Source organism: Metabacillus sp. YM-086 (genome assembly GCF_048059995.1).
Taxonomy (GTDB): domain Bacteria; phylum Bacillota; class Bacilli; order Bacillales; family Bacillaceae; genus Metabacillus; species Metabacillus litoralis_B.
This window is the reverse complement of record NZ_JBLUOI010000002.1, coordinates 93,834-118,633: the sequence shown is the minus strand read 5'-3', so window position 1 is coordinate 118,633 and position 24,800 is coordinate 93,834. Positions and strand designations below refer to the sequence as shown.

The window sequence follows — 24,800 nt, the reverse complement described above, 5'->3', positions numbered from 1 at the left end:
CTTATCTATGAATAAACACCGGTTTGCGTTTTTCAATAAAAGCTCCTACCCCTTCTTTTATGTCATCTGTTTGAAATACCTCTTCAAACAGTTCCGCTTCACGATTTATTCCTTTAGAAAGTTCAGTACTAAGGCCTTCATCTACTGCTTTTTTTATCCTAGACAATGCCTGAAGAGAATGCTGGCTAATTTGTCTTGCCATCTCAAGAGCCTTATTCAACCCCTCCCCTTTAGGAACAACCTCATTTACAAGACCAATTCTTTCAGCCTTCTTAGCATCAATTGGAGTACCTGTAAACATCATCTCCTTTGCTCTTGCTTCTCCGACGGCACGAGGTAACCTTTGAGTACCACCTCCACCTGGGAACAAACCTAATTTGATTTCAGGCAATCCAATAGAAACATGTTCTTCTGCTATCCTTATGTCACACGTTAAAGCAAGCTCACAGCCGCCTCCAAGTGTTAGACCATTCAATACTGCAATTGTTGGCTTTGAGCAATTGTCGATCCTATCAAGAATTTGATGGGTTAACATAAAATTTTCTTTTATACCCTTTTTACCAATTAAAGAAGGAAATTCTTTAATATCAGCTCCAGCCATAAAAGTCCGCTCTCCTGCCCCAGTTAAAATAATTGCTATGACATCTTGATCATTCTCTATCTCTATAAATAAAGATTTTAGCTCTTGAAGAACTTGATGGTTCATGACATTTAATGGTGGATTATCAATTGTAAGAACTGCAATAGAATGGTCTTTTTCTACTTTTATGATTGACGTCATCAGCCTCTCACCTCTTCCTTCTTATACTCATACCATCCCTTTCCGGTTTTTCTTCCTAAATGACCTTGCTTTACTTTTTCCTCAATACATTCAGCAGGCCTATCCGCCGGATCACCAGTTTCTGCGAATCTTTGTTGCATAACAAAATAGCCAACATCGATTCCTGATAAATCCATTAATTCAAATGGTCCAATTGGATGGCTTAAAGCCTTTTTACAAATTCGATCAATATCTTTATAATCTGCATATCCATTTTCATAAAGATAAACAGCTTCACGCTGTAATGCTCCTAAAATTCGATTAGCAATAAATCCTGAGATCTCCTTTTGTAAAAGAACTGCAGTTCGATTCATTTTTTCACATACAAGCATCGTCATTTGAGCTGTAAGCTCTGATGTTTTTTCACTTTTCACAACCTCTACACAATCCATCACAAGAGGTGGAAAAAAGAAATGCATATTCACAACCTTATCAGGACGATTCGTTACTTCGGCTAGGAGAGAGTTAACAATTGTTGAACTGTTTGAAGCTAAGATCGCTTCAGGCTTTGCAAATTCATCAAGCTTACGGAATAATTCCTGCTTTGCATCTAATTTTTCAACGATTGCTTCTATAATAAAATCTGCATCTTGCACCGAATGAAGTAAATTGGTGGAAAATGTTAATCTTTGAAAAGACTCCATCTTGGTTTCACTACTGATTTTCCCTTTCGTTACCCATTTATCCATTATTGTATGTAGAGTTGATTCTGCCTTTTGAAGGGCATTTTCATTTACATCTTGAATGATTGTTTCAAATCCAGCTAATGCACTTAACATGGCAATTTGATGACCCATTTGCCCTGCTCCAACAACACAAATTGATTGAACTTGATTTTTCATGATAAATCCTCCTTTTACTTACTAACCAGTCGGTATGTTTTGTTCAAAAATTTTTCTGATGATGCAAGTTAATCTTGCATCATCAGGCAATTACACAGCCAATCCTTCTAATAACACTTTAATAAACACCTCTGAAACGTCCTTGTCTGATGCCCTTCCTTGAGGATCAAACCAAAAATAGCTCCAGTTAGTCATTCCTAATATACTGAGTGTTACAATATCTGTCGGTAAATCAGAGCGAATTTCGTTTTGTTCAATACCTTCATCTAATAATTTTTGGATATTGATTCTAAATTGATCTCGTTTCGGGACTATTAATGTAAGATGATCTTCATTAAGGTTACGCATTTCACGAAAGAACACCTTTGCACTTAATCCTTCTTTTTCAATATCATGAATGAGCATATAAACGATGTTATACAACTTATCCTTACAATTCATGGATTCGTTTTTTATAATGCTTTCCTGTTTTTCTAACAAATCATCAATATACTGCAGATGTATATCCATTAACAGCTGTTCCTTAGAAGTGAAATAATAATAAAATGTTCCTTTAGTGACATTGAGAGCATCTACAATATCTTGGATGGATGTTTCTTTAAAGCCTTTTGTTGCAAATAGTTGAATACTTTGCTCTCTTATTTTCTCTTTCATTTTCATATCCTCTCAATCTATTCTACTTTTTTCAGATTATACCATAGGCTAAGATGTCTTTGTTTAGAGCTATTAACAGTTTTAACTATGGTTAATTTCAAGTATTTATCCTTTTAGTTATCAGTAAAATAGATTGAATTCTTTATTGTTTTAATACTTCTTCCCTCAAAGCACGTCTTAAAATCTTTCCGACATTTGTTTTAGGCAATTCCTTCCGAAATTCAATAAACCTTGGAACTTTATAGGTAGCCAAATGTTTACGGCTGTATTCTATCATTTCCTCTTCTGTTGCTGTTTTCCCTGATTTTAAGACAATAAATGCTTTTACCGTTTCCCCTCGATACTCATCAGGTATACCAATGACAACTGCTTCTTGAACACTAGGATGTTCATATAGAATTTCTTCAATATCTCTCGGATAGATGTTGTAACCGCTTGCAATAATGAGATCTTTTTTACGATCCACAATTGAAACATAGCCTTCCTCATCCATTCTTGCAATATCACCAGTAAACAACCAGCCATCTCTAAGTGTAACAGCTGTTTCCTCAGGCATATTCCAGTAGCCTTTCATCACCTGTGGCCCACTTATAATTAGTTCTCCCAGCTCTCCAATTGGTGCTTCCTGTTTTCCTGTTGCTACATCCACTATTTTATAAGCAGTGTTAGGCAACCCTAACCCAACAGTACCAGCCTTCCTTTCTGCAAATGGCGGGTTACAATGAGTAGTGGGTGAAGCCTCAGAAAGTCCATAACCCTCCAAAATCTTAGCCCCTGTTTTTCTTTCAAATTCATTCAACAATTCAACAGGCATTGGAGCACTTCCACTGTTGCACGTTTTAATTGAATCAATTCCATATTCCTCAGCTTTAGGATGGTTAGTAATTGCTACATACATCGTTGGCACGCCTGGAAACACTGTAGGCTGTTCCTTCTTAATTGTTTGTAGCACCTCCTCTAAATCAAATCTCGGGAGCATGATTAAACAGTTTCCACACAAGATGGTAAGGTTCATGCAGCTAGACATTCCGAAAACATGGAATAACGGAATGACTGTCAAACATTTTTCTTGTCCCATAATAATTTCTTCTTTAAAAAATTCATAAGATTGTACAGCATTTGCAACGACATTTCGGTGAGTTAGCATAGCTCCTTTTGAACGTCCAGTCGTTCCTCCCGTATATTGTAATACCGCGATATCATGTTCCGGCTCAATATTAACTGGTAAAACCTGACCGTTCTGCTTAGCTAGAAAACTCTCAAATGTGTCATCCTCTTCCTGATCTTTTCCAGAAGGTTGAAGACTAACAGTTATGATATTTTTCAACTGTGTTTTTGACTGTATAGACTTTACTCTAGGGTAAATACTGTCAAAAACAACAATTGTTTCAGCACCAGCATCATTTAAAATATACTCTAGCTCTCTTTCAACAAGCATAGGATTTAGCTGAGTAACAATCCCACCAGCACCTAAGGCACCGTAATAGGAGACAACATACTGTGGACAGTTAGGTAGCATAATCGCAACTCTATCACCTTTTTGTACACCTGACTGTTGGAGGGCTGATGTAAACGCAAAAACCATTTTTGCCACTTCATGATACGTAAATCTCTTACCATAGAAAGAAATTGCCTCATGATTCCCGTATTTTTTAATAGTATTTTGTAGCATTTCAGGTAGAGAAATATGAGGAATATCAACATTATTAGACATTGAATTAGGATATTTAGCCAACCACTTTTGATTGCTTTCCATTTACATACCTCCTAAAGAAAAATGATAGAAAACGATAAAGCTAGTTTTATAACACATGTGTGCCACCATCGACAACAAGTACATCACCTGTTATAAAATCTGATGCTCTTGAGGCTAAAAATACAGCAACCCCTTTTAAATCTTGATCTGATCCAAATCGCTTCAGAGGTGTTCCTGAAAGAAAATGGTCTTTACCATTCTCAATGATAACCTTTGACATTTTTGTTGGAAAAAATCCTGGAGCAATAGCATTTACATTAATATTGTACTGTCCCCATTTAGCGGCTAAATCTTTTGTAAGAGTAATAACAGCTCCTTTACTTGTGTTATACCCGATGGTGTCCATTAAATTGGGATCTGTTCCCCCTAGGCCTGCAACAGATGAAATATTTATGATTTTTCCACTTTTTTGTTTAATCATCTCTTTACCAACCGCTTGGCTCATTAAAAATGTTCCGGTCACATTTACATCAATTACCTTCTGCCATGCCTCAAGTGGCATTTCTACGGCAGGGGCTCCCCATGTTGCTCCACTATTATTAACAAGAATATCTATTTGTCCGAATCGTTTCATTGTTTCATTAACAACATAGGTAATATCCTCTTTTTTAGTAATATCACACTTAAGACCAAGTGCTTGAACACCATTTTTGGCTAAACGATTTGCGACTTCAACACATGCCTCTTCTTTTCGTGAGCACAAAACAATATTAGCTCCAGCTTCTGCAAATCCTTCTGCAATTTGTTCTCCGAGTCCTCTTCCACCACCTGTAATAACAGCTGTTTTACCTGATAAATCAAATAAATCCTTAATATGCATAGTCATTCCCTCCTTACTGTCTACTGATATTTTTTTAATTCCAGCCTACCTATTTGGGCGCGATGAACTTCATCTGGACCATCTGCTATTCTTAGTGTTCTTGCATTTGCCCATTGAGCTGCTAATGGAAAATCTTCACTCACACCAGCTCCTCCAAACGCTTGAATGGCACGATCTAACACCTTTAGTGCCATAGAAGGGGCCACAACCTTAATCATGGCAATTTCTGCTTTAGCTTGTTTATTCCCAACTGTATCCATCATATATGCTGCTTTGAGGGTTAGTAACCTTGCTTGTTCAATTTCAATTCTAGAGTCAGCAATCCACTCTCTAATAACTCCTTGTTGGGAAAGGCTTCTTCCAAATGCTTCTCTACTTTGTACACGCTTACATAAAAGTTCAAGCGCTCTTTCTGCTGCTCCAATTAGACGCATACAGTGATGTATTCTCCCTGGACCTAATCTTCCCTGTGCAATAGCAAAGCCTTTTCCTTCTCCTAGAATCATATTTGCTGCTGGAACACGAACTGACTGAAAAGAAATTTCTGCATGACCATGTGGTGCATGATCGTATCCAAAAACAGGTAGAACACGTTCAATTTTTACACCTGGAGTATCTAGTGGTACTAAGATCATAGATTGCTGTTCATGCTTTGGAGCTTCAGGATCATTTTTCCCCATAACAATGGCTATTTTACATCTTGGATCTCCCGCACCTGAGGACCACCACTTACGGCCATTGATCACATACTCATCTCCGTCTTTTTCAATCGTTGCACAAATATTTGTCGCATCAGCTGAAGCCACTTCTGGCTCAGTCATTGAAAAGCAAGAACGAATCTTTCCATCTAATAATGGCATAAGCCACTGTTGCTTTTGCTCTTCTGTTCCATACCGAACTAGCACTTCCATATTGCCAGTGTCAGGTGCATTACAGTTGAAAACCTCCGGAGCAATAAGTGACCTTCCCATAATTTCACATAACGGAGCATATTCAATATTCGACAGACCTGCCCCATGCTCACTATCTGGTAGAAATAAATTCCACAAACCTTGTGCCTTTGCTTTGTCCTTGAGCTCTTCCATAATAGGAGGTATTGTTGTCCATCGTGATTGTTGTTCACCTAACTGTTGTTCATACAATTGTTCATTAGGATAAACATATTCTTCCATAAAAGTATGTAGTTTCTCTTGAAGTGATATTACCTTCTCTGAATAAGAAAAATTCAATCGTTCTCACTCCTTCTCCCACACCAACTAACCGGTCGGTATGTTTCTATATCTATCATATAATGAAACTAATAAAATATTCAACATTTAATCTATAAAAATTCACTTTGCTAAGATTGTTTAAACAAAAAAACTTGGCTGAGCACCAAGTTTTTATCCTTTATATTCACCATTGTTTTTAGAAGCTTTTTCTTTCTTCGCTTTGTCTTTGTGAATTTTATTTGTGTCTGTACTTCCTACTTCATGACTGAATTCAGAATCGATAACACTTGAATCAAAACCTTTTTTATTTTTTTGCTGTGGGTCATTTTTCTTCGTTCTTTTTGCCAAGTTGATCACTCCCTTTCGTTTTCATTGTTATTTTGTGAAAAGAGAAGGGATTTATGTGTGATTCCTTACTTATTGTTTTTTAAAATAAAAAACAGCCTGCCATGTTCAATGACAGACTGTTTTTAGATTATTCAGTTTCTGTATCTTCTTGTGTTTCAATCTCTGTTGTTGTTAAATACTTCTTTTGTAGATCCATATACGCTTTTACGATTCGATTTGCAATGTGTTTGTTAACTGCATCTTTATCGTTACTAGCCCACGGAACAACAACACTGAAAGCCACTTCAGGGTTCTCAGAAGGATAATATCCTATAAAGTTTAAGTTATTTGTTTTTCTACCCCAATACTCTCGCTTTGGACCATAGTAATTGGTTTGAGATGTTCCAGTTTTACCAGCAACATCATAATCAATATAAGCAGAAGCTGTTCCAGAGGTAACAACTAACCTGAAACCTTGTTGAACTCTTTCAATTTCCTCCGGTGTGTTATTAACTTTATTTAACACATTTGGAGACTTATCAACAGCTATAGGTCCTAATGTTGAGTCTTCAACAGGTGTATGAATACTTGTGACAATACGTGGTTGAACCCTTGAGCCACCATTTGCAATAACAGAAACATATTGTGCCAGCTGAAGCGGTGTATATGTGTCAAACTGACCAATAGCAATATCTAAAATCTTACCCGCTGTATCTGGTGTACTTAATAATCCAGAGGATTCCTGTGGTAAGTCAATACCTGTAGGTACACCTAATCCAAATTGTGCAAAATAATTTCGCAGTCTTTGGAAATCCTCACTTGAAACATTTAATGGTCCGTTTTTCTGGTATTCAATATCAGCTATCTCTAATGCAACATAAAACATATACACGTTAGAAGATAGCTTTAACGCACTTAAATCGGTCATATATCCAAGATTTCGATAAGAACCTTTTGGTGGGGTTCCTTTAAAATAAAGCTTTGTATCGTAATATCCTTGTCCGATTGGAATTCCCTTCTGATATCCAGCTAAGACAGTTGCACCTTTAACCGTAGAGCCAGCCTCATATTGAGTAGTGAATGTACCATAAGGATAATCTATAATTTTGCTACGGTTTTTAGAATCTAATTGTTTCCCTACCATTGCTAATACATCACCTTGGTAGGGGTCCATCATAACAACAAATGCCCGGTCCATTAAAAAGTGACTCTTACTTGCCCGAAGTAATTCTTCTTCTACAATTTTTTCCACTTCCATTTGAAGTTCCATATCAAAAGAAAGCTTCAAATCATACCCTCTTTGTCCTTCATCTACAACTTCTTCAGAAATGATGTTACCATCTTTATCTGAAATATATTCTACTTTTGCTTTACGAGGATTTAAATAATCCTCGTATTGATATTCTAAATAACTTCTCCCGACTCTTTCATTTCTAGCATAGCCTCTTGCTTTGTAATAATCTTCACGAGATTGAAGTATCCCTTCCTCAGGAGAGGTTACAGAACCAAATATAGAGCTAAGTGATTCATATGGATAAGATCTTCCCCAGTCAGTAATCACATCTACCCCAGGAAGCTGCTCCAAATGCTCAGCAACAAGTGATACTTCCTCATCGGTTAGGTTTAGTGACTTCACAACTTGTGGTTCATACTGATATCCTGAAGAAAAGCGTGTATAGATATACGCTAACTCCATCTGTTCAGGATCAGACTTAATTGTATTAAACTCATCCTCTGGCACACGCTCTACTTGTAATTTGTATGTTTCTGACGGCTTCAGCTCTAGTTCTTTTTTAGAAAGAAGTTCTTTTGCCTCAGTTGGGTGAGAAGCTAACCAATAATCTTTAATATCACGATCTTTAAGCTCATCTGTTAAGAAGTCGTTCTCATAATTAATATATTCTGCAAGCTTTTTCGCCGTTTCAATTTTATCCTCAGCTGATGTTGTTTTATCAACTGTATATGTGATGGCTGGTACTCTTGTATTGTCTACTACAACACGATTGTAACGATCATACATTTTGCCACGTGGTGCTGGTAAGCTTGCATAATCTGATTCTGTTCTAGAGACTTCCTTTGAAAACTCTTCTCCTTGAACAATTTGTACAACTCCTAAGCGAACGATAAGAGCGACAAACAACAGAAAGACAAGAAAAAAGAACACATTGATTCTGACATATCTGGACTTTCGTAGTTTCCGCTCTTCTGATTTATTTGTGTTTTGTTCTGTCAAAGTCGCTTTCCTCCTATCAATTTAGATCTATTTCAAAATAACTTATTTTTTAGGCTACCCTTTATTTTACCATTATCATCAATGAAGAGGTAGCTTTGCTTTATGACATTCATGTGAAAATAAATGAAGTAATGGGAGGAATACCATAGCGTCAAAAAGAAAAGACAACATGAATCGTTTCACATTGTCTTTCCATCTCTATAATTGACGTATATTGAACGAAAAAGTTTCAAATTACTACAATATTTTAGTTATTAACTTCAGCTTTATCCCACAATTTAACTAAAGCCTGCGTCCCTTTATTTTCATTCCCCTCTTCAGCGAGTTTCTCATAAAGCTCATGTGCAAGCTTTAATCCTGGAGTGAAAAGGTCCATTTCGTTTGATTCATCCAACGCAATTCCCATATCTTTAATAAAATGTTTTACAAAAAAGCCTGGTTCATAATCTTCCTCTAACATACGTGGAGCAAGATTACTTAACGACCAACTTCCTGCTGCACCAGTTGTAATGCTTTTTAGTACATTAGCTGGGTCTAACCCTGATTTTTTTGCATAAGAAACGGCTTCACAAACACCGATCATACCCGATGCGATCGCAATTTGATTGCACATTTTCGTATGTTGTCCAGAGCCAGCTTCACCTTGGTACACAATATTTTGTCCCATTATTTCAAATAACGGGTAACAATGATCAAACGCCTCTCTATGTCCACCAACCATAATCGCTAATCGAGCTTCACGTGCACCAATATCTCCTCCAGACACTGGGGCATCGAGTGCATAAATATTTTTTTGCTTCGCTTTTTCATAAATTTTCTTTGCCAAGGAGGGCTGAGAAGTAGTCATATCAATCACGTATGTACCTGGTCTTGCAGATGAAATAATACCTGCTTCGTCTAAATAAACATGCTCAACATCTTGCGGATAGCCAATCATTGTAATAATAATATCAGACTCATTTGAAAGCTCCGCAACCGTACTTTTCCATTCAGCTCCTAAAGATAGCAGTTCCTCAGCCTTTTCCTTTGTTCTAGTATAAATGTTCAAAGGATATCCAGCTTTTAATATGTGTTTTGCCATACTTTTCCCCATAACGCCAAGACCAATAAAACCAATTGTTTGATTCATCTTACTTCCTCCTTAATGTACTTGAACGAATCCATTATTAAATGAACACCTGTGAAACTCTTCCTTCTCCATTTTGAACCAGCACTTCAGCATATGCTCCATTTACCAATGTTAGTTGTGGTGGTACATGACCACAGTCTATATCATATATGATCGGGATTTGAAGTTCGTTATACAAATCTTTATAAACATCTACTACGTGATAATTGTCTATAGATTGATTCGCAGCACTTCTTCCAAATAATATTCCTGAACAAGAATCAAACCAACCTGCAAGTTTCATTTGAACAAGAGACCTACGTAAATCCGTTGTATTTAGCTCACAGTTTTCAAAATACCAAATTACTTTATCATCGCGCTCTAAATAAGAATCTAGAAATTTGCTAACTTGTCCATATGGCGTACCTACTAGATGTCGGATCACATCGATACATCCCCCGAGTAGACGCCCTTTACATTCTTCCTTATCTTTAGAAATAGTCTTCCACTCAGTTTTTTCAGTTAAATGAAAAACATACGGTGAAGGATTGTTATGATCCCATTGCTTTTGATATTTCTCTGAGGAATTCTGCAAAATTAGCTCTCCTCTTTTTGTCCCTAAAACACTTTCCCATTTTTCAGTGGTCGAGTCAGAATATACACCTCGTAGATCTACAAGATTTGTTCCATGAGCTGTTGCCACTCCTGTTTTCAAAGTAATAGCAAGGAGCAATGCACTTGTATCAGAGTAACCCATTACCCATTTATTCTGTATGCTATCAAAATCAATATGTTCAAGAACTTCAATTAAGAGCTCACCGCCCCACGGGGGAACAATAAGTGAAATTTCATCATCTTTCATCATGGACATAAATTCATATGCTCGTTTTTTTGCTGATGAAGATTTAGCTTTATCCTGTGTCCATACTGTTTCACCACAATAAGTTTTGTATCCTTTGTTTTCCATGCTTACTAAGGCCTGTCTAAACATTGAGTGAAGTTCATCGGGAATCCCAGATGAAGGTGCTGTTACTCCAACTGTCGCACCTTTTTGCAAAATTGGATATGTAATCAAATTGCCCCTCTCCTTCCTTACAAGTAAAAATAAGGAGAAGCTAACCTCTCCTTATTTTCATTAAATTGATTTCACCATTCCACCATCAACCAAAAATGTTTGACCCGTCATATAGGAGTTTAAGTCTGAAAGGAGGAATGTAGCATAATTGGCAAATTCTTCTGGTAAACCATAACGGCCTAGAGGAATTTTATCTTTTACACTCTCCTCAACATCTTGTTTTGATACTCCTTGTTTCTTTGCTGCGATCTCATCTAAAGAGGCAACGCGATCTGTTGAGATACGACCTGGAGCAACTGTATTAATTAAAATTCCATATGATGCAAATTCTGAAGCCAGAGTTTTGGTTAAACCTACAATACCCGTTCGAAAAGTATTAGATAAAATTAAACCAGGGATTGGTTCCTTTACAGAAGAAGAAGCAATATTTACGATTTTTCCACCGCTTTTTTTCATATAGGGGAGCACTTCTCTTATAATGCGGATATAACTAAGTAAGTTTAATTCAAATGCATGCTGCCAATCTTCATCAGTCATTTCTTCAAATGTACCCGCTGGTGGACCTCCTGCATTATTAACAAGTAGATCGATAGCACCGAATTGAGTTTGTGTAAAAGTAACAAGTTGTTCTATTTCTTCTTTGTTTTTTATATCACATACTTTGTATTCAATACGTCCACGACTATTTTGGCTAAGCTCATGTTTTATTTTTTTAAGCTTTTCTTCATCCCGACTAGATAACATAACATTTGCCCCTTGTTCTGCAAGCTTCCAGCCAATGGCTTTACCAAGTCCTTGGCTGGAAGCAATAACTAGTGCACTTTTACCATTTAATGACATATCCATAGATACACCCCTTATGTATGATTAAACTAATTTTACCATATATATGAAGTTTAATTGGAAGTTAAAGTTTCGAAATAACAAAAAAATACTCTCATCAACGTTACGATGAGAGTATTTTTATCAGGTGAAATATTCAACCTTGGCAGTTGGAAAATAATGATCAACATAATCCTCTAATGTATCACGTAATTCCTGTTCTTGATCTTTTTGATAAATATATTTACCTATCCCATATCTGCCCCATTTATAACGTCTTTCTTCCTCATTTAATTCAAGCTTCGTTTTCGGATAATTTTTCTGAATCACTCGCTTTGCTGGCTTTGTAAAACGGTGTTGAATCATTTCAAACGTTATATCATCTCGTACATCAGCAGGGAGAGATGCATCCAGCTTTTCAAAGAGAGTTTTGTACCCTTCTTGCCAGCCTTCATGAATATAAATTGGAGCTACAATAAATCCTAACGGATACCCTGCCTTTGCTACTTTAACTGCAGCTTCAATTCTTTTATCGAGAGGAGATGTCCCTGGCTCAAAGTTTTTTATTACATAATCAGCATTTATGCTAAATCGAAAACGAGTCTTTCCATTATGCTTTGCATCCAATAAATGGTCGACGTGATGAAATTTTGTTACAAAACGTAACCTTCCCATATCTGTTTGCCCAAAAAATTCAATTGCTGACTTTAAAGAATGAGTAAGATGGTCAATCCCTACTATGTCAGACGTACAAGAGGCCTCAAACCGTGTAATTTCTGGAGCACGCTCCTCCATATAATCCTTAGCTTGCTCAAGTATTTCATCTACATTAACATATGTCCTAATATACGGTTTACTACCCATTGTAGTTTGTAAGTAACAGTAATGACAATGCCCCATACATCCAGTTGCTAGAGGGATTGCATACTCAGCAGATGGTTTGGAGCTATCAAATTCGAGCGTTTTTCTTACACCGACAACTAAAGTAGATTTGGCTGTTCGATATTGCTGAAGGTGGTTCTTACCTGGAATATTTCGGACTTGGTTATGAGAGGTTGTTTCTCTAATCTCAAGACCCATCTTTTCAAATTTTTCTTTTAGTTCAACGCCACGTGGGTATTCTAGAGCTCTCGGTTCTATATAAACTAATTGTGGAACAAAAGGTTTAATCATGATAGTACCATCCTTTAAGAGATTCTATACATATTTACCTTTTGCTTAATCGTTATCTAATAATCGATTCAAATATTTCCTATTAACTTAATCGAATTGTTGGTAATCAAATAACTGGTTGTAAAGTTCTTCGGCTTCCTCAAAACTAGAAAATACAGCATCATCTTCTGCTAGTGGATGGTATGCATCGTGTAGGAAAATCGCCAATTCCTTTTGATTAGTAGGGTGCTCAACAATTTCTGCTTTTTCAATATTTGCCACATTTACAGCATGAGGATTTCTATAGATCACATATACTTCTTCACCAATTTTGAAATTGTCCATTATAGAAAACTCCTTCCTTTTATACTAAGGTTAGCTTTCCCTTAATGGTGTATGTATTATCTATAAAGAACGTCAAAAAGACAGGCATATTCTGCCTGTCTTTTTGCTCATTAGTCGATTTGGAAAGTTTCTTTCACAAATGCAACGACTTCTTCAGTTGTACTCATAGATAAAACCGTTTCTTTTATACTTTGTGCCTTTTCTTTAGATAAACCTTTAATTTGAGTACGTGCTGGAAGGATTGATGTAGCACTCATAGAGAACTCATCAAGACCTAAACCTAATAATAATGGAATAGCGATTGTATCGCCAGCCATTTCACCACACATACCTGCCCATTTACCTTCTTTATGGGCTGCATCGATTACCATAGAAATTAGACGCAAGATAGCTGGATTATACGGCTGATATAAGTAAGACACACGCTCATTCATACGATCTGCAGCCATTGTGTATTGAATTAAATCATTTGTTCCAATACTGAAGAAATCTACTTCTTTTGCAAATTGATCAGCCATGACAGCTGTAGACGGAATCTCTACCATCATACCAATCTCAATTGAATCAGATACTTGTACACCATTTGCAACTAATTTTTCTTTTTCTTCTAAAAGAATCGCCTTTGCTTCTCTGAATTCAGAAATTGTTGCGATCATTGGGAACATAATCTTTAGATTTCCATAACTACTTGCACGTAATAATGCACGTAATTGTGTTCTGAAAATTTCTTGTTCTTCCAAGCATAAACGAATCGCTCTAAAACCAAGGAATGGATTCATTTCTTTTGGAAGATGTAAGTATGGTAATTCTTTGTCTCCACCGATGTCTAAAGTACGAACAACAACCGGCTTATCACCCATTCTTTCCAGAACAGTTTTATAAGCATCATATTGTTCATCTTCAGTTGGAAGCTGATCTCTTCCCATGTATAAGAATTCCGTACGATAAAGTCCAACAGCTTCACCGCCGTTTTCTAATACACCTTTAACATCATCAGGTGTTCCAATATTCGCTGCGAGCTCAACATGCTGACCGTCACTTGTAACGGTAGGTTCATTTACAAGCTTTGCCCATTCTGCTTTTTGAGCTTCATACTTTGCCTTTTTCTCTTCGTATTGAGCAATAACATCTGAAGATGGATCAATAATAACATCACCATCTAATCCATCAACAATAACCATTACACCATTTTCAATCGTTGATGTAGCTTGCTTTGTTCCAACAACAGCTGGAATTTCCATAGAACGGGCCATAATTGCAGAGTGAGAAGTACGTCCACCAATGTCTGTTGTAAATCCTTTAACATATTGACGATTTAATTGAGCAGTATCAGATGGTGTTAAATCTTCAGCAATAATGACTACTTCTTCTGAAATTAGACTAGGGTTTGGAATTTGCACCCCTAATAAGTGAGCAATAACACGCTTAGTTACGTCACGAATGTCAGCTGCACGTTCTTTCATATATTCATTATCCATTGATTCGAACATAGAAACAAACATATCAGCTGTTTCCTTCATTGCAAACTCAGCATTAACACCTTCAGCGTTAATTTTATCTACTACTGGATTTAACAACTCAGGGTCACTTAAAACGAGTAAGTGTGCTGCAAAAATTTCAGCTTTATCTGCACCTAGTTCACGATTAGCATGGTCTTTGATTTTTTCAAGCTCTGATTTTGACTTGTTTATTGCATCATCAAAACGTTGCTTTTCTGCTTCTTTATCTGCTATTGTTTTTTGTTCAATATTTAGTGCTGGTTCTTCAAGACGGTAGGCTTTAGCTATAGCAATACCTGCCGAAGCTCCAATCCCTTTAAGGTTACTCATTATTCGCCTAACCCTTCATTTTTTAAAGTTTCACCAAGACCTGCAACTGCTTCGTCTGCATCAGAACCTGAAGCAATAATTTTGATTTGAGATCCTTTTGGAATCCCTAGAGACATAACACCCATGATCGATTTTAAGTTAACAGTTTTACCATTGTACTCAAGGTTTACATCTGCATCATATTTGCTTGCTGCTTGTACCAACACAGTTGCTGGACGAGCATGAATTCCTGTATCTGCTGTTACTGTAAATGTTTTTTCTGCCATTTTCATCAATCTCCTTTAGAATCATTCATATTATTCAAAAATTAATTTTATCAGCCACACATGTAAAAATACAAGTGTGGCTTTTTAATAGTAAAATTACTTACCTTCGATCTCAATGATATCAGTATCATTTGCTGCAACATTACCTTTTGTTTGCAGTTTGATTGATTGACCCTCTTTTAAGTTCGTGAATACGATTGGAGTCATGATTGAAGGTGCATTAGATTTTACAAATTCTAGATCAACTTCTAGAAGTTTTTGACCTTGTTCAACAATGTCACCTTCTTGGACAAATGCTTCAAAACCTTCACCTTTTAGGTTAACTGTATCAATACCAAAGTGAATAAGAATTTCTTTTCCACCATCAGATTGAATACCAATAGCATGTTTTGTAGGGAAAACATTTAAGATTTTACCATTAACAGGTGAAACGACTGTTCCGTTAGAAGGAAGAATGGCAAAACCATCACCCATCATTTTTCCAGAGAATACTTGGTCTGGAACTTCTGTAATATTTTTCATCTCACCTGTAAGTGGCGAAACAAATGTTTCATCTATTACATCATTTTTCAAGCCGTCAGCTACAACATCCTCAACTTGCTCTTGTACTTCTTTTTCTTGAGAATGAGTTTGCGTTGCTTTAGGGCGTTTTCCAGACATAACATCCTGAATTTGAGTCTTTAAATTATCAGATTTAGGTCCAAAGATTGCTTGAATGTTGTTTCCAATTTCCAACACACCGGATGCTCCAAGCTTTTTCAAGCGATCTTTGTCAACACCCTTACTATCATTGACTGTAACACGTAAACGTGTAATACAAGCGTCTAAGTGCTTAATGTTTCCAGAGCCACCTAAGGATTCTAACACTTGGAATGGTAAATCTCCCGCATTAGCTTTTGCTTGTCCTTCATCAGATGTTTCAACATCTGTTTCCTCACGACCAGGAGTGGCAAGATTCCACTTTCTAATTGCAAAACGGAAACCGAAGTAATAAACAACTGCAAAAACTAAACCTACAGGAATAACTAGCCACCAGTTTGTTTGTGGGTTTAATACTCCGAATAATAGGAAGTCAATTAAACCTCCAGAGAATGTCATCCCAATTTTAACATCAAGAATGTGCATAATCATAAACGATAAACCAGCAAAGATTGCATGGATACCAAATAATACTGGTGCTACGAATAAGAAAGAGAATTCAAGTGGTTCTGTAATACCTGTTAAGAAAGAAGTTAAAGCAGCTGAACCCATTAAACCTGCAACAACTTTTTTATGTTCTGGTCTTGCTTCATGATAAATCGCTAGTGCTGCAGCAGGTAAACCAAACATCATGAATGGGAATTTACCAGTCATAAATGTACCAGCTGTTAAATCTTGAACACCATCTCTTATTTGAGAAAAGAAGATTGTTTGATCTCCACGTACAGTTTCTCCAGCAGCATTTACATAGCTTCCGAATTCAAACCAGAATGGTGAATAGAAGATATGATGAAGACCAAACGGAATTAACGAACGTTCAATAACACCAAATATGAAGGCTGCTACCGTTCTGTTTGCATCTAATAAGTTAGTGGAAAAAGCGTTCAGGCCTGTTTGAATTGGAGGCCAAACAAAATACATAACAATACCAAGTAATACTGTTGCTCCAGCCGTTACAATCGGTACGAAACGCTTACCAGCAAAAAATCCTAAATAAGATGGTAAGTCGATAGTGAAAAAGCGATTATACATGGCAGCAGCGATAATACCTACGATAATACCACCAAATACCCCAGTCTGAAGGGTTGGGATACCTAGTACATTTCCATACGCAGCACCGTTGTTCGCTAAAAAGTCAGCAAGCTCCTGTCCACCTGATGGAAGTGTACCGACTCCCTTAAGGATACTACTCATTGTAATATTCATTATTAAATAACCAATTAAAGCCGCAATACCAGCAACTCCATCACCGTTAGCTAAACCAATCGCAACCCCAACTGCGAATAAAACAGGTAAATTCGAGAATACGACGTTACCTGCATTTTCCATAACACTTGCGATTAACACGATCCAATCAGCTGTTAAGAATGGTGCTAAATCAGTAAGCGTTGGATTTTGAAGTGCATTACCTAATGCAAGCAATAAACCAGCAGCTGGTAATAATGCAACTGGCAACATTAGTGCACGTCCGACTTTTTGCAAGACGCCGAATGCATTTTTAAACATAATCATTTCCTCCTATTTTGTTCATTACTGTAGTCAATAAAAGTACAAAGCCTAGAAAACAATCTACTATTAACCGTTTACATTAAGCTCAGAAATTGTCTTAATGCATACAAAAAAGGCATGGTGAACATGTATTTTAGCTGCTATTAGGTATAGTTCCCCAAAATAGCAATTAAAAACACCTTGTTCACTCATGCCTGATCGAATCAGTAACACGTGAATAATATCGGTTACAATTATTTATTTGTTAGTCGATATAAATGCATTGTTAAGTAAACTGCTTCAGCTTCATAAACAGATTTCTTTAAAACCTGTTGCATGACTTTTATCATTTTCCAAGAAGTATTGTAGCATAACGGATATTCCTTTTTCAACAAAAAAGCTAATTTTTCTGGTTCTGAAACAGATTCTCCCGAATTCACTCTTTCAATTGTGTATCGAAGATGGCGAATTAACCGTAAATAGTTAACACTCTCTCGATCAACTTTAATTTTTAAAGACTCTTCTATCACTTCTGTTAACCGGCTAATAAGCTGAGAATATTGGTTCACTTCTGAAAGTGGCTTATTAGATATTGAGCTATGAATATGAAGCGCAATAAAACCAATTTCACCATGGGGCAGCTGTACGTTTAATTTTTCATTCAGCATATTAATAACTTCTGTTGCCAGCTCATATTCAAAAGGATATAAAGACTTTGTTTCGAGAAGAAACGGATTCTTTATATCCATACCTTGTTGCAAACGCTTTAAAGCAAATGCTATATGGTCAGTAAGTGCTATATGAATATGTTCATTTAAAGGCTTGTCAACACGTTCAAAAATATATTGAATTACTTCCTGCATAATTTCGAGCATTTCTTCATCAATATCTGTTAGCAGTAACTTATATTGCTCCTGCTCCTTTTGATTTGTTAAAACAAACATTTTTTCATAGCTATCCTCGTGAATAGTGTCTCCTTCTTTTTTACCAAAACTAATACCTTTTCCAATTAAAACAACTTCTCCGTATGAATCATGTGATGCGATCAAAACGTTGTTATTTAAAGTTTTTTTTATTTTAAAGGACTCCATCGCGAAATCCACAGCTCCTTTTCATTCAATCCTTCATATCGTACAAAAGTTATGTATGGACGTCAATGAATTTGTCGCTTATTGTAGAAAAATTTCTTTTTACTCATGACTTGTTTGTTTTAGAAGAAAAAGAAAAGCTGCATATTGCAGCCGTTAATTTACTTCGTATTCATTAGGCACATATTCATCCTTATGAAACTGATCTGATGACCCTATAAAAAAATATTCAACCGTTTTGCCAGCTAATTCTCTCCCACTTGATGGTCCATGAACCATCTTACCTGGTACTAGTGGGGTTCGTTCTCCTTTATCGTTTACATAATAATATTTATTAGTTGCCCAACCCTCGTGGATATGTTCTTCATCTGTGTATGTCATTCCGTTTTGACTAACTCTATATACCTGATTTTTTTCATTATTCATTACTTTTTTAGGTAATTGTTGATCATATTTTACTTGAACCCAACCTACATATCCTTCTGGTATTAAGAATGTTCGAGCAGACACCTGATCATCTTGTTTACAACCAACAACAAAAAGGAAACATCCTATAATAAGGAGTAGTTTTTGTATCATCTTATCACCTCCTTTAGTTAGGATGGCGACTTTCGGCAAGTTCTATTAGGTAATAATTCCATGTTGATTATTTTTCTTGTTGGAAAGACTAATAACTGAGGTGAAAAAAATGAAGAAAAAATACCTTTTGGTTCACGTTATTTTTTTTCTCATTGTTAGTGTTAGTCATGTTGCAATTGCAGAAAATCAACAAATTAAAGTAATGGATATCGAAACAAATGCAATTGTTAAACAAGCGGAACAATCTTCTAAAATGGATCAATATGCAATTAGCGCAATTAAGGGCATTCAGAAGGTTACAGTTCAAGCAAATCCTATACCAAATAAAGGATATCTCATCAGAATACCATTAACAAAATCATATAATGTTAAAAACAAATGGTTTGATTCACTTATCACAGAAATTATATTAATATATGATCCGTCAACAGAGAATCAAGGAAGATTAATTTTATATGACGATGAAAATACACCTATGTTTTTTGATATAGACTATAATTTTACCGATTTTTTGAAAACTTTGGACATTGGACATTAAAGAAAAAGTACTTATCTGTAGAAAATAGGGAAGGAAAAAGTTGTGGAGGTTAAACACCTGAAAACCATCAATGATACAAAAACTTCAAAAACAACAAACGAAGCAATGGAATCAATGACAACTAAAAAAATAATTAATAATCAATAGGTTTGTACTAACTAATCATACTTCCTATTATGGTATAATAGGATTATAGTTGACCGTGGATGTTGCAGCATCCACAGTCTGCAGTCGACAGATCTAAAAAAAGATAAAAATGATTAGACCTCTAGAAGGTCTATTTTTTTTGTGAAAAAGCCAGAATGGCTATAACTAAAGAAGCAAACGTAAACATAGATATTAGACTCTCATAAATCGTCAACAAGCATCACCTCCTTTTCGAAGGGGCTTGTTCGATCGCTTGACTGCAAACTTATTGTATCATAAAGTAAATCCAAATTGGAACATATGTTCTCCTTTTAATTCAATTCTCCTATATTAATCACCTCCTCTTTATATAAGTGTAATTTATACTCTTTTAATAACTATATTTGGTTTCTTAACTCGTTCCATAGTATTGCAGGCAATTTTCACTTTTGCTAATATTCCTTTTAAAACTTCATCCTCGTTTTGTTGCTTTAAATACAGATCAGAAAAATCATGTAAGGCTCTTGCAAGTAGTTCAACTGCTTTTTCCTGATCACTAGTATGTGTTCCTTTTCGATCCTTCACTGAATGTTTCATCATTTCTTTTGAAATTTCTTGGATTAATCGTATTTTTTCTCGTTCTGTCATCCTTATCTCCCCTCTCAAGGATCTAAACTAAAAATGTTATCCTTACATCTTACGCCTGAAATAGAAAAAATATGGCTAAAAAATATAGAATGTATGTTCGTTTTTAGTGGATAAAAGAATGTATGTTCGTATATAATAGAGATGAAGAAAGATGGAGGTGTCCTTATGAAATACTTTTTAAAATTAAGCTTAGAAAACAAAGTGCCGATTACAATTATTTACTTATCTGCATCAGGCAGCTTTTCAAAAAGAAAAATACTTGTGCGAAAAATAACAGCTGAGAAAATAATAGCTTATTGTTATTTACGAAAAGAAATTCGTACCTTTACACTTAAAAATGTACTTTCTGCAGGAATGGACCCTTCTTTAAAAGCAATCTAAGAATATCAAAGTATTCACTTTAACTCACAAACAGTCCTCCCGCAGCAAATATTTATCTTGGATAACTTTAGTCAGCTTTAAAGAAGCCTTGTTTATTTAAGATAAAAGGATTTGCAAATCAATTGTTGATAATTCCTCTTCTCAATAACATTTTTCCATAAACAGCATAGGATGATTGTAGTTCTGTTAATTTAACTTCTCAAAAATAGCTTGTCTTTATGTTTTGTAATGTTCAATATGGGTATTACATAATTAAGCGCGCAATGAAGCAACATCACGATACAACTAACTTCAAGACGCTTAATCAGTGGCGCGGCCAAGGAGCCGCAACGATATAAGAGAGGCAGGGCTTATATCTTAAGGCGTCAATAAATAGACTTTAACAAAAAATCATTTTTAAAGCTAAATAAGCTTACATAAACAACAAGAAAAGAAGGTCGTGAAAGTATATTGAATATGGTTTCTCGACTTTCAACAAAAGGAGGCTGACTGTTTACTTGAAACAGTCAGCCTCTGTCAATGTACGCTTTATTTTTCAAAACTATATCTTATATTGATAATTCCTGTGATAGTGTGTATACTCCCTCTGGTAATGGATCTTTTTGTTTTAAAATCTCAATAATATCATGGTCAACAATTTCTTGCTTTTGCATGCCAATTGCTCTGCCTGATTTTCCTTGTAGTAAAAGTTCAACAGCTCTGGCCCCTAATCTTGATGCTAAAACACGATCAAAACCTGTAGGAGATCCTCCTCTTTGAATATGCCCTAAAACGGAAATTCTAGTTTCTAGATGGTATTTTTCCTTTAATTGTTCTGCAAGTTCATTTGCAGAACAAACTCCCTCCGCTAAGACAATAATAGAGTGCTTTTTGCCGCGTTTAATACCTTTATTTAATTTTTCAACAACATCTTTTAGATCAAACGTTCTTTCAGGGATTAATATCGTTTCAGCCCCGACAGCAACCCCAGAGAAAAGCGCAATATCTCCTGCATGACGCCCCATTACTTCAATAATAAATATTCGATCATGAGAAGTTGCTGTGTCCCTTATTTTATCAATATTTTCGACAACAGTGTTTAAAGCCGTATCATATCCAATGGTGTAATCTGTTCCCGGGATATCATTATCAATTGTTCCTGGTAAACCAACACATGGAAAACCTTTTTCAGTTAATTTTGCGGCCCCACGATATGAGCCATCTCCTCCTATAACTACCAATCCATCGATACCTAAATCTTTTAATTGTCTTATTGCCTTGTGCTGTGATTCATCTTTTTTAAATTCTTCTGATCGTGCTGTATAAAGAATCGTGCCACCGCGATGGATAATATCCCCAACTGAACCTAGCTCCAGTTTGTTTATTTTCCCTTCCATCAAACCAGCATAGCCATGATACACACCATAAACGTCCAATCCCTCATGAATCCCTTTCCGAACAACAGCACGAATAGCTGCATTCATACCTGGTGAATCTCCACCGCTCGTTAACACTGCTATTTTTTTCATAAATATAACCTCCTGATGAATTTCTAAATCATTCCTTTTAAGTTATTGTACTCATTGTCAGGAAAAGTCCCTTCAACTTCATCATATAAAGATAAATTCACATATTCATTTATCAAGATTTCCTCAATTTCGGAATTATAAGGGAGAGTTAAACTCTACAAGAATGTGCTAATGACTCTTTTGTAATCGAAAAAAATTCTCATAATTACACATAAGCTACCTCAAAAAAGAGTACTCTAATGTTTTCTTCTCCAAAGTTCACTAAGTTCATGTCCTTTTCAGGGTAAAGGGAGGTACATTTTTCAACAACAGAATGAACATTAAACAATATCCCATACACATCAAAAACAATGGCTTTTATCAATCATTACCACTCCTTTAGACTTTCCCATTTTTTTCTTTTTAACCAAAGCACTTTGGTTAGACACCCTGTGTTTAAATAAACAATGTCAAAAGAACTCATTTAAAACTCCTTTTATTTTTATGCTATACCCAAACATTGGACAAGATAATCAATTCATTAAAATCAATTAATAATTCCATTCGTGAATTATTTTTGTTTAACTTTTGTATAATCTTTGATAAAATAAAATCAATCTAAATTTGATATTGAATCGAGGGATAAAGATGGTCAATTATTGTAGATCCTGCTTTCAACCTCTTAAAATATATAATCAGGGTTTTCTTTCAATATTTCCTAGCAATCATGATAAATTAACAAAAACCTTGACGAAACTTTATTTTAAACAGGTTAATACAAATCATTTTATTCATGCTTTTGAGTCAAAAAGTGCATTAAAGGAGTTTCTTTCTTTTATCCATTATGAATTGGGTAATACTCTTGAAGAATTTAAAGGAGCTATACACAAGGAAGAAGTACCGGGACTTTTTGAAAGGTATTCATTACAAACAATATATGAACACACTTTTCATGAAAATACAGTTAACATTATAAAAAATGGAGAGTTTATTAGTTATCTCCAGCCCATCATTAATATGGACAGTGGTGATATTTATGGATATGAATCACTTCTTAGGGTGAAGGATCAATCTATTTTTCCAAGTCAACTCTTTGAAGTTGCCAGAAAAACAGAAATGCACTCCATTTTAGATAAAAAAGCTCGTGAGATAGCCATAGAATCTCGAACTAATCGTATACCACAAGGAATTAAAAGCTTCATCAACTTCTTACCATCAACAATATATAACCCTGCACATTGCTTAAAACACACATTTCAAATTGTTGAAAAATACAATGTGGATCCATATGACCTTGTGTTTGAAGTAGTAGAGACAGAGAAGATACATGATGTACAACATCTAAAATCAATCCTAGAAACATATAGAGAACATGGTATGAAAGTTGCATTGGACGATGTTGGCGCTGGATATTCTACACTAGATATGCTTTCTAAGCTTCGTCCTGATTATATTAAAATTGATAGAAAGTATATTCAAGATTGTCATATGAACAAAGACAATCAAACTTTTTTACTTGGGGTAATGAATTTAGCAAAAGACCTAGGTATTACAGTGTTAGGTGAAGGTATTGAAACAAAAGAAGAGTTTCAATATTTAAAGGAAATTGGTATTGATTTAGCACAAGGATATTTTATCGGTAAGCCAAGCCCAAATCCTTCATTACTCTTATTTGATAAAGAAAATCGTCAGCTAGCAGGTCTGTAGTCAAACCTAGGTGTAACAGGTAATTCTACATAACACAAAAGGGATTCAAAAATTGAATCCCTTTTGTGTTATCTTTTAACCGCTCGATATCCTGCTGCTCTTGCTTCATCTTCTGTACAAAACATTGCTTCTGGCTTTGTCAATTCATATGAAGGGGATTGTTCTGTATGGAAGATTCTTTCCCCCTTTGAATTAATGTTCCCTTTAATTGTACACTCTTCATTCACTTGTAAATTTGGATTTATTTCGTTTTGTTCTTCATTTAGTGTTGTCTGGAAACCTTCATCTGTTGCATAGTTTTCAATACTCCAAATTCCAACTTCATTTTGTTGAGCTTGCTTTTGAATCGAATTGAATTCATCAATATATTTTGTATTAGGTTCAAACACATAAGCCACTCTCGCTAAACCTTTTTGCAAAAGCAGCTTATTTACCATTTGTTTATCAATATACACATATCCCAACAGCCTGCCATATTTATCACGTTCGCCTATTCCTACTTCAACCTGGACACCTTTACCATTTAATAGCTCTTTTAAATAGTTACTTGCCTCTAGTCCAAACGGTTGAACAGGTTTAGTAGGGTGAACCGTCTCCGGAGTATCTACTAATAGTAATCGTATTGTTTCTTCTTTACCGCTAATCATAACGTTTAATGTATCTCCGTCTACGACATTTACCACTTTAGCAGAAACAAGATTTTTGCTATCTTGATTTGTAGAGCATGCTATTGTCACTAAAAACATAAGCATCGGGAAAAATAGGATAATTAATTTTTTTCTCATCTTTATTTTGTCAA

General features: G+C 35.6%; 25 protein-coding genes. 3 read left to right on the top strand and 22 right to left on the bottom strand.

Going from position 1 to position 24,800, the window contains the following annotated elements; all coding sequences use genetic code 11:
* Nucleotide 1 precedes the first annotated feature (1 nt).
* From ACEWK1_RS01490 to ACEWK1_RS01405, 18 genes are all read right to left on the bottom strand, one after another.
* Nucleotides 2-781, bottom strand: coding sequence for an enoyl-CoA hydratase (locus ACEWK1_RS01490; RefSeq protein WP_180320410.1), 780 nt, complete (start codon nucleotides 779-781; stop codon nucleotides 2-4).
* Entirely contained in the window at nucleotides 781-1,662 is an 882-nt protein-coding gene (locus ACEWK1_RS01485) for a 3-hydroxyacyl-CoA dehydrogenase family protein (RefSeq protein WP_180320409.1), read from the bottom strand. Before ACEWK1_RS01485 ends, ACEWK1_RS01490 begins: the two co-directional genes overlap by 1 nt.
* Before the next feature lie 90 nt (nucleotides 1,663-1,752).
* Nucleotides 1,753-2,316, bottom strand: coding sequence for a TetR/AcrR family transcriptional regulator (locus ACEWK1_RS01480; RefSeq protein ID WP_121661162.1), 564 nt, complete (start codon nucleotides 2,314-2,316; stop codon nucleotides 1,753-1,755).
* A 142-nt stretch (nucleotides 2,317-2,458) separates the two neighbouring features.
* Nucleotides 2,459-4,072 carry a long-chain-fatty-acid--CoA ligase gene (locus ACEWK1_RS01475; protein WP_121661161.1) on the bottom strand — a complete coding sequence of 538 codons (1,614 nt, stop codon included), beginning with the start codon at nucleotides 4,070-4,072 and terminating at the stop codon, nucleotides 2,459-2,461.
* Between the two features lie 46 nt (nucleotides 4,073-4,118).
* Nucleotides 4,119-4,892 (bottom strand): SDR family oxidoreductase, encoded by a 774-nt coding sequence (locus ACEWK1_RS01470; RefSeq protein WP_416635382.1) that lies wholly within the window; start codon nucleotides 4,890-4,892, stop codon nucleotides 4,119-4,121.
* A 20-nt stretch (nucleotides 4,893-4,912) separates the two neighbouring features.
* Nucleotides 4,913-6,121, bottom strand: a complete 1,209-nt coding sequence (locus ACEWK1_RS01465; RefSeq protein ID WP_121661159.1) for an acyl-CoA dehydrogenase — start codon at nucleotides 6,119-6,121, stop codon at nucleotides 4,913-4,915.
* Between the two features lie 153 nt (nucleotides 6,122-6,274).
* The gene (locus ACEWK1_RS01460) at nucleotides 6,275-6,451 is read right to left on the bottom strand and encodes a hypothetical protein (protein ID WP_162987278.1); all 177 of its coding nucleotides are present in this window, start codon (nucleotides 6,449-6,451) and stop codon (nucleotides 6,275-6,277) included.
* A gap of 127 nt (nucleotides 6,452-6,578) precedes the next feature.
* The gene (locus ACEWK1_RS01455) at nucleotides 6,579-8,663 is read right to left on the bottom strand and encodes a peptidoglycan D,D-transpeptidase FtsI family protein (RefSeq protein ID WP_121661158.1); all 2,085 of its coding nucleotides are present in this window, start codon (nucleotides 8,661-8,663) and stop codon (nucleotides 6,579-6,581) included.
* A gap of 247 nt (nucleotides 8,664-8,910) precedes the next feature.
* Complete coding sequence (locus ACEWK1_RS01450; protein ID WP_212134268.1) at nucleotides 8,911-9,792, bottom strand: NAD(P)-dependent oxidoreductase; 882 nt, start codon at nucleotides 9,790-9,792, stop codon at nucleotides 8,911-8,913.
* A gap of 37 nt (nucleotides 9,793-9,829) precedes the next feature.
* A complete protein-coding gene (locus ACEWK1_RS01445) occupies nucleotides 9,830-10,846 on the bottom strand; it encodes a S66 family peptidase (RefSeq protein ID WP_121661156.1) in 1,017 nt (338 codons plus the stop codon).
* A 60-nt stretch (nucleotides 10,847-10,906) separates the two neighbouring features.
* Nucleotides 10,907-11,692: an SDR family oxidoreductase gene (locus ACEWK1_RS01440; protein ID WP_121661155.1), complete on the bottom strand. Its 786-nt coding sequence runs from the start codon at nucleotides 11,690-11,692 to the stop codon at nucleotides 10,907-10,909.
* A 120-nt stretch (nucleotides 11,693-11,812) separates the two neighbouring features.
* A complete protein-coding gene (gene splB / locus ACEWK1_RS01435) occupies nucleotides 11,813-12,841 on the bottom strand; it encodes a spore photoproduct lyase (protein WP_121661154.1) in 1,029 nt (342 codons plus the stop codon).
* Between the two features lie 87 nt (nucleotides 12,842-12,928).
* Nucleotides 12,929-13,165: a transcriptional regulator SplA domain-containing protein gene (locus tag ACEWK1_RS01430; RefSeq protein ID WP_098797972.1), complete on the bottom strand. Its 237-nt coding sequence runs from the start codon at nucleotides 13,163-13,165 to the stop codon at nucleotides 12,929-12,931.
* Nucleotides 13,166-13,275: 110 nt separating this feature from the next.
* On the bottom strand, nucleotides 13,276-14,994 hold the full coding sequence (gene ptsP / locus ACEWK1_RS01425; RefSeq protein WP_121661153.1) for a phosphoenolpyruvate--protein phosphotransferase: 1,719 nt from the start codon (nucleotides 14,992-14,994) through the stop codon (nucleotides 13,276-13,278).
* Nucleotides 14,994-15,260, bottom strand: a complete 267-nt coding sequence (locus tag ACEWK1_RS01420) for a phosphocarrier protein HPr (protein WP_121661152.1) — start codon at nucleotides 15,258-15,260, stop codon at nucleotides 14,994-14,996. Before ACEWK1_RS01420 ends, ptsP begins: the two co-directional genes overlap by 1 nt.
* Before the next feature lie 96 nt (nucleotides 15,261-15,356).
* The gene (ptsG, locus tag ACEWK1_RS01415; protein WP_121661151.1) at nucleotides 15,357-17,465 is read right to left on the bottom strand and encodes a glucose-specific PTS transporter subunit IIBC; all 2,109 of its coding nucleotides are present in this window, start codon (nucleotides 17,463-17,465) and stop codon (nucleotides 15,357-15,359) included.
* Between the two features lie 236 nt (nucleotides 17,466-17,701).
* The gene (gene glcT / locus ACEWK1_RS01410; RefSeq protein ID WP_121661150.1) at nucleotides 17,702-18,538 is read right to left on the bottom strand and encodes a glucose PTS transporter transcription antiterminator GlcT; all 837 of its coding nucleotides are present in this window, start codon (nucleotides 18,536-18,538) and stop codon (nucleotides 17,702-17,704) included.
* Between the two features lie 153 nt (nucleotides 18,539-18,691).
* Complete coding sequence (locus tag ACEWK1_RS01405; protein ID WP_121661149.1) at nucleotides 18,692-19,114, bottom strand: DUF6843 domain-containing protein; 423 nt, start codon at nucleotides 19,112-19,114, stop codon at nucleotides 18,692-18,694.
* Between the two features lie 109 nt (nucleotides 19,115-19,223).
* Here ACEWK1_RS01405 and ACEWK1_RS01400 point away from each other — a divergent pair, with 109 nt between their 5' ends.
* Nucleotides 19,224-19,652, top strand: a complete 429-nt coding sequence (locus ACEWK1_RS01400) for a hypothetical protein (protein WP_121661148.1) — start codon at nucleotides 19,224-19,226, stop codon at nucleotides 19,650-19,652.
* A 507-nt stretch (nucleotides 19,653-20,159) separates the two neighbouring features.
* Here the strand turns inward: ACEWK1_RS01400 and ACEWK1_RS01395 are convergent.
* On the bottom strand, nucleotides 20,160-20,426 hold the full coding sequence (locus ACEWK1_RS01395; RefSeq protein WP_121661147.1) for a hypothetical protein: 267 nt from the start codon (nucleotides 20,424-20,426) through the stop codon (nucleotides 20,160-20,162).
* 165 nt (nucleotides 20,427-20,591) lie between these two features.
* Between ACEWK1_RS01395 and ACEWK1_RS01390 the strand changes: the two genes are divergently transcribed.
* A complete protein-coding gene (locus tag ACEWK1_RS01390; protein ID WP_121661146.1) occupies nucleotides 20,592-20,807 on the top strand; it encodes a hypothetical protein in 216 nt (71 codons plus the stop codon).
* Between the two features lie 548 nt (nucleotides 20,808-21,355).
* Here the strand turns inward: ACEWK1_RS01390 and pfkA are convergent.
* Together pfkA and ACEWK1_RS01380 are read right to left on the bottom strand one after the other, a co-directional pair.
* Nucleotides 21,356-22,315, bottom strand: a complete 960-nt coding sequence (gene pfkA, locus ACEWK1_RS01385; protein WP_212134261.1) for a 6-phosphofructokinase — start codon at nucleotides 22,313-22,315, stop codon at nucleotides 21,356-21,358.
* A 205-nt stretch (nucleotides 22,316-22,520) separates the two neighbouring features.
* Complete coding sequence (locus tag ACEWK1_RS01380; protein ID WP_212134260.1) at nucleotides 22,521-22,679, bottom strand: hypothetical protein; 159 nt, start codon at nucleotides 22,677-22,679, stop codon at nucleotides 22,521-22,523.
* Between the two features lie 263 nt (nucleotides 22,680-22,942).
* Between ACEWK1_RS01380 and ACEWK1_RS01375 the strand changes: the two genes are divergently transcribed.
* Entirely contained in the window at nucleotides 22,943-24,001 is a 1,059-nt protein-coding gene (locus ACEWK1_RS01375) for an EAL domain-containing protein (RefSeq protein WP_212134259.1), read from the top strand.
* A 68-nt stretch (nucleotides 24,002-24,069) separates the two neighbouring features.
* Here the strand turns inward: ACEWK1_RS01375 and ACEWK1_RS01370 are convergent, their stop codons facing one another.
* A complete protein-coding gene (locus ACEWK1_RS01370; protein ID WP_212134258.1) occupies nucleotides 24,070-24,786 on the bottom strand; it encodes a thermonuclease family protein in 717 nt (238 codons plus the stop codon).
* Nucleotides 24,787-24,800: the final 14 nt, after the last annotated feature.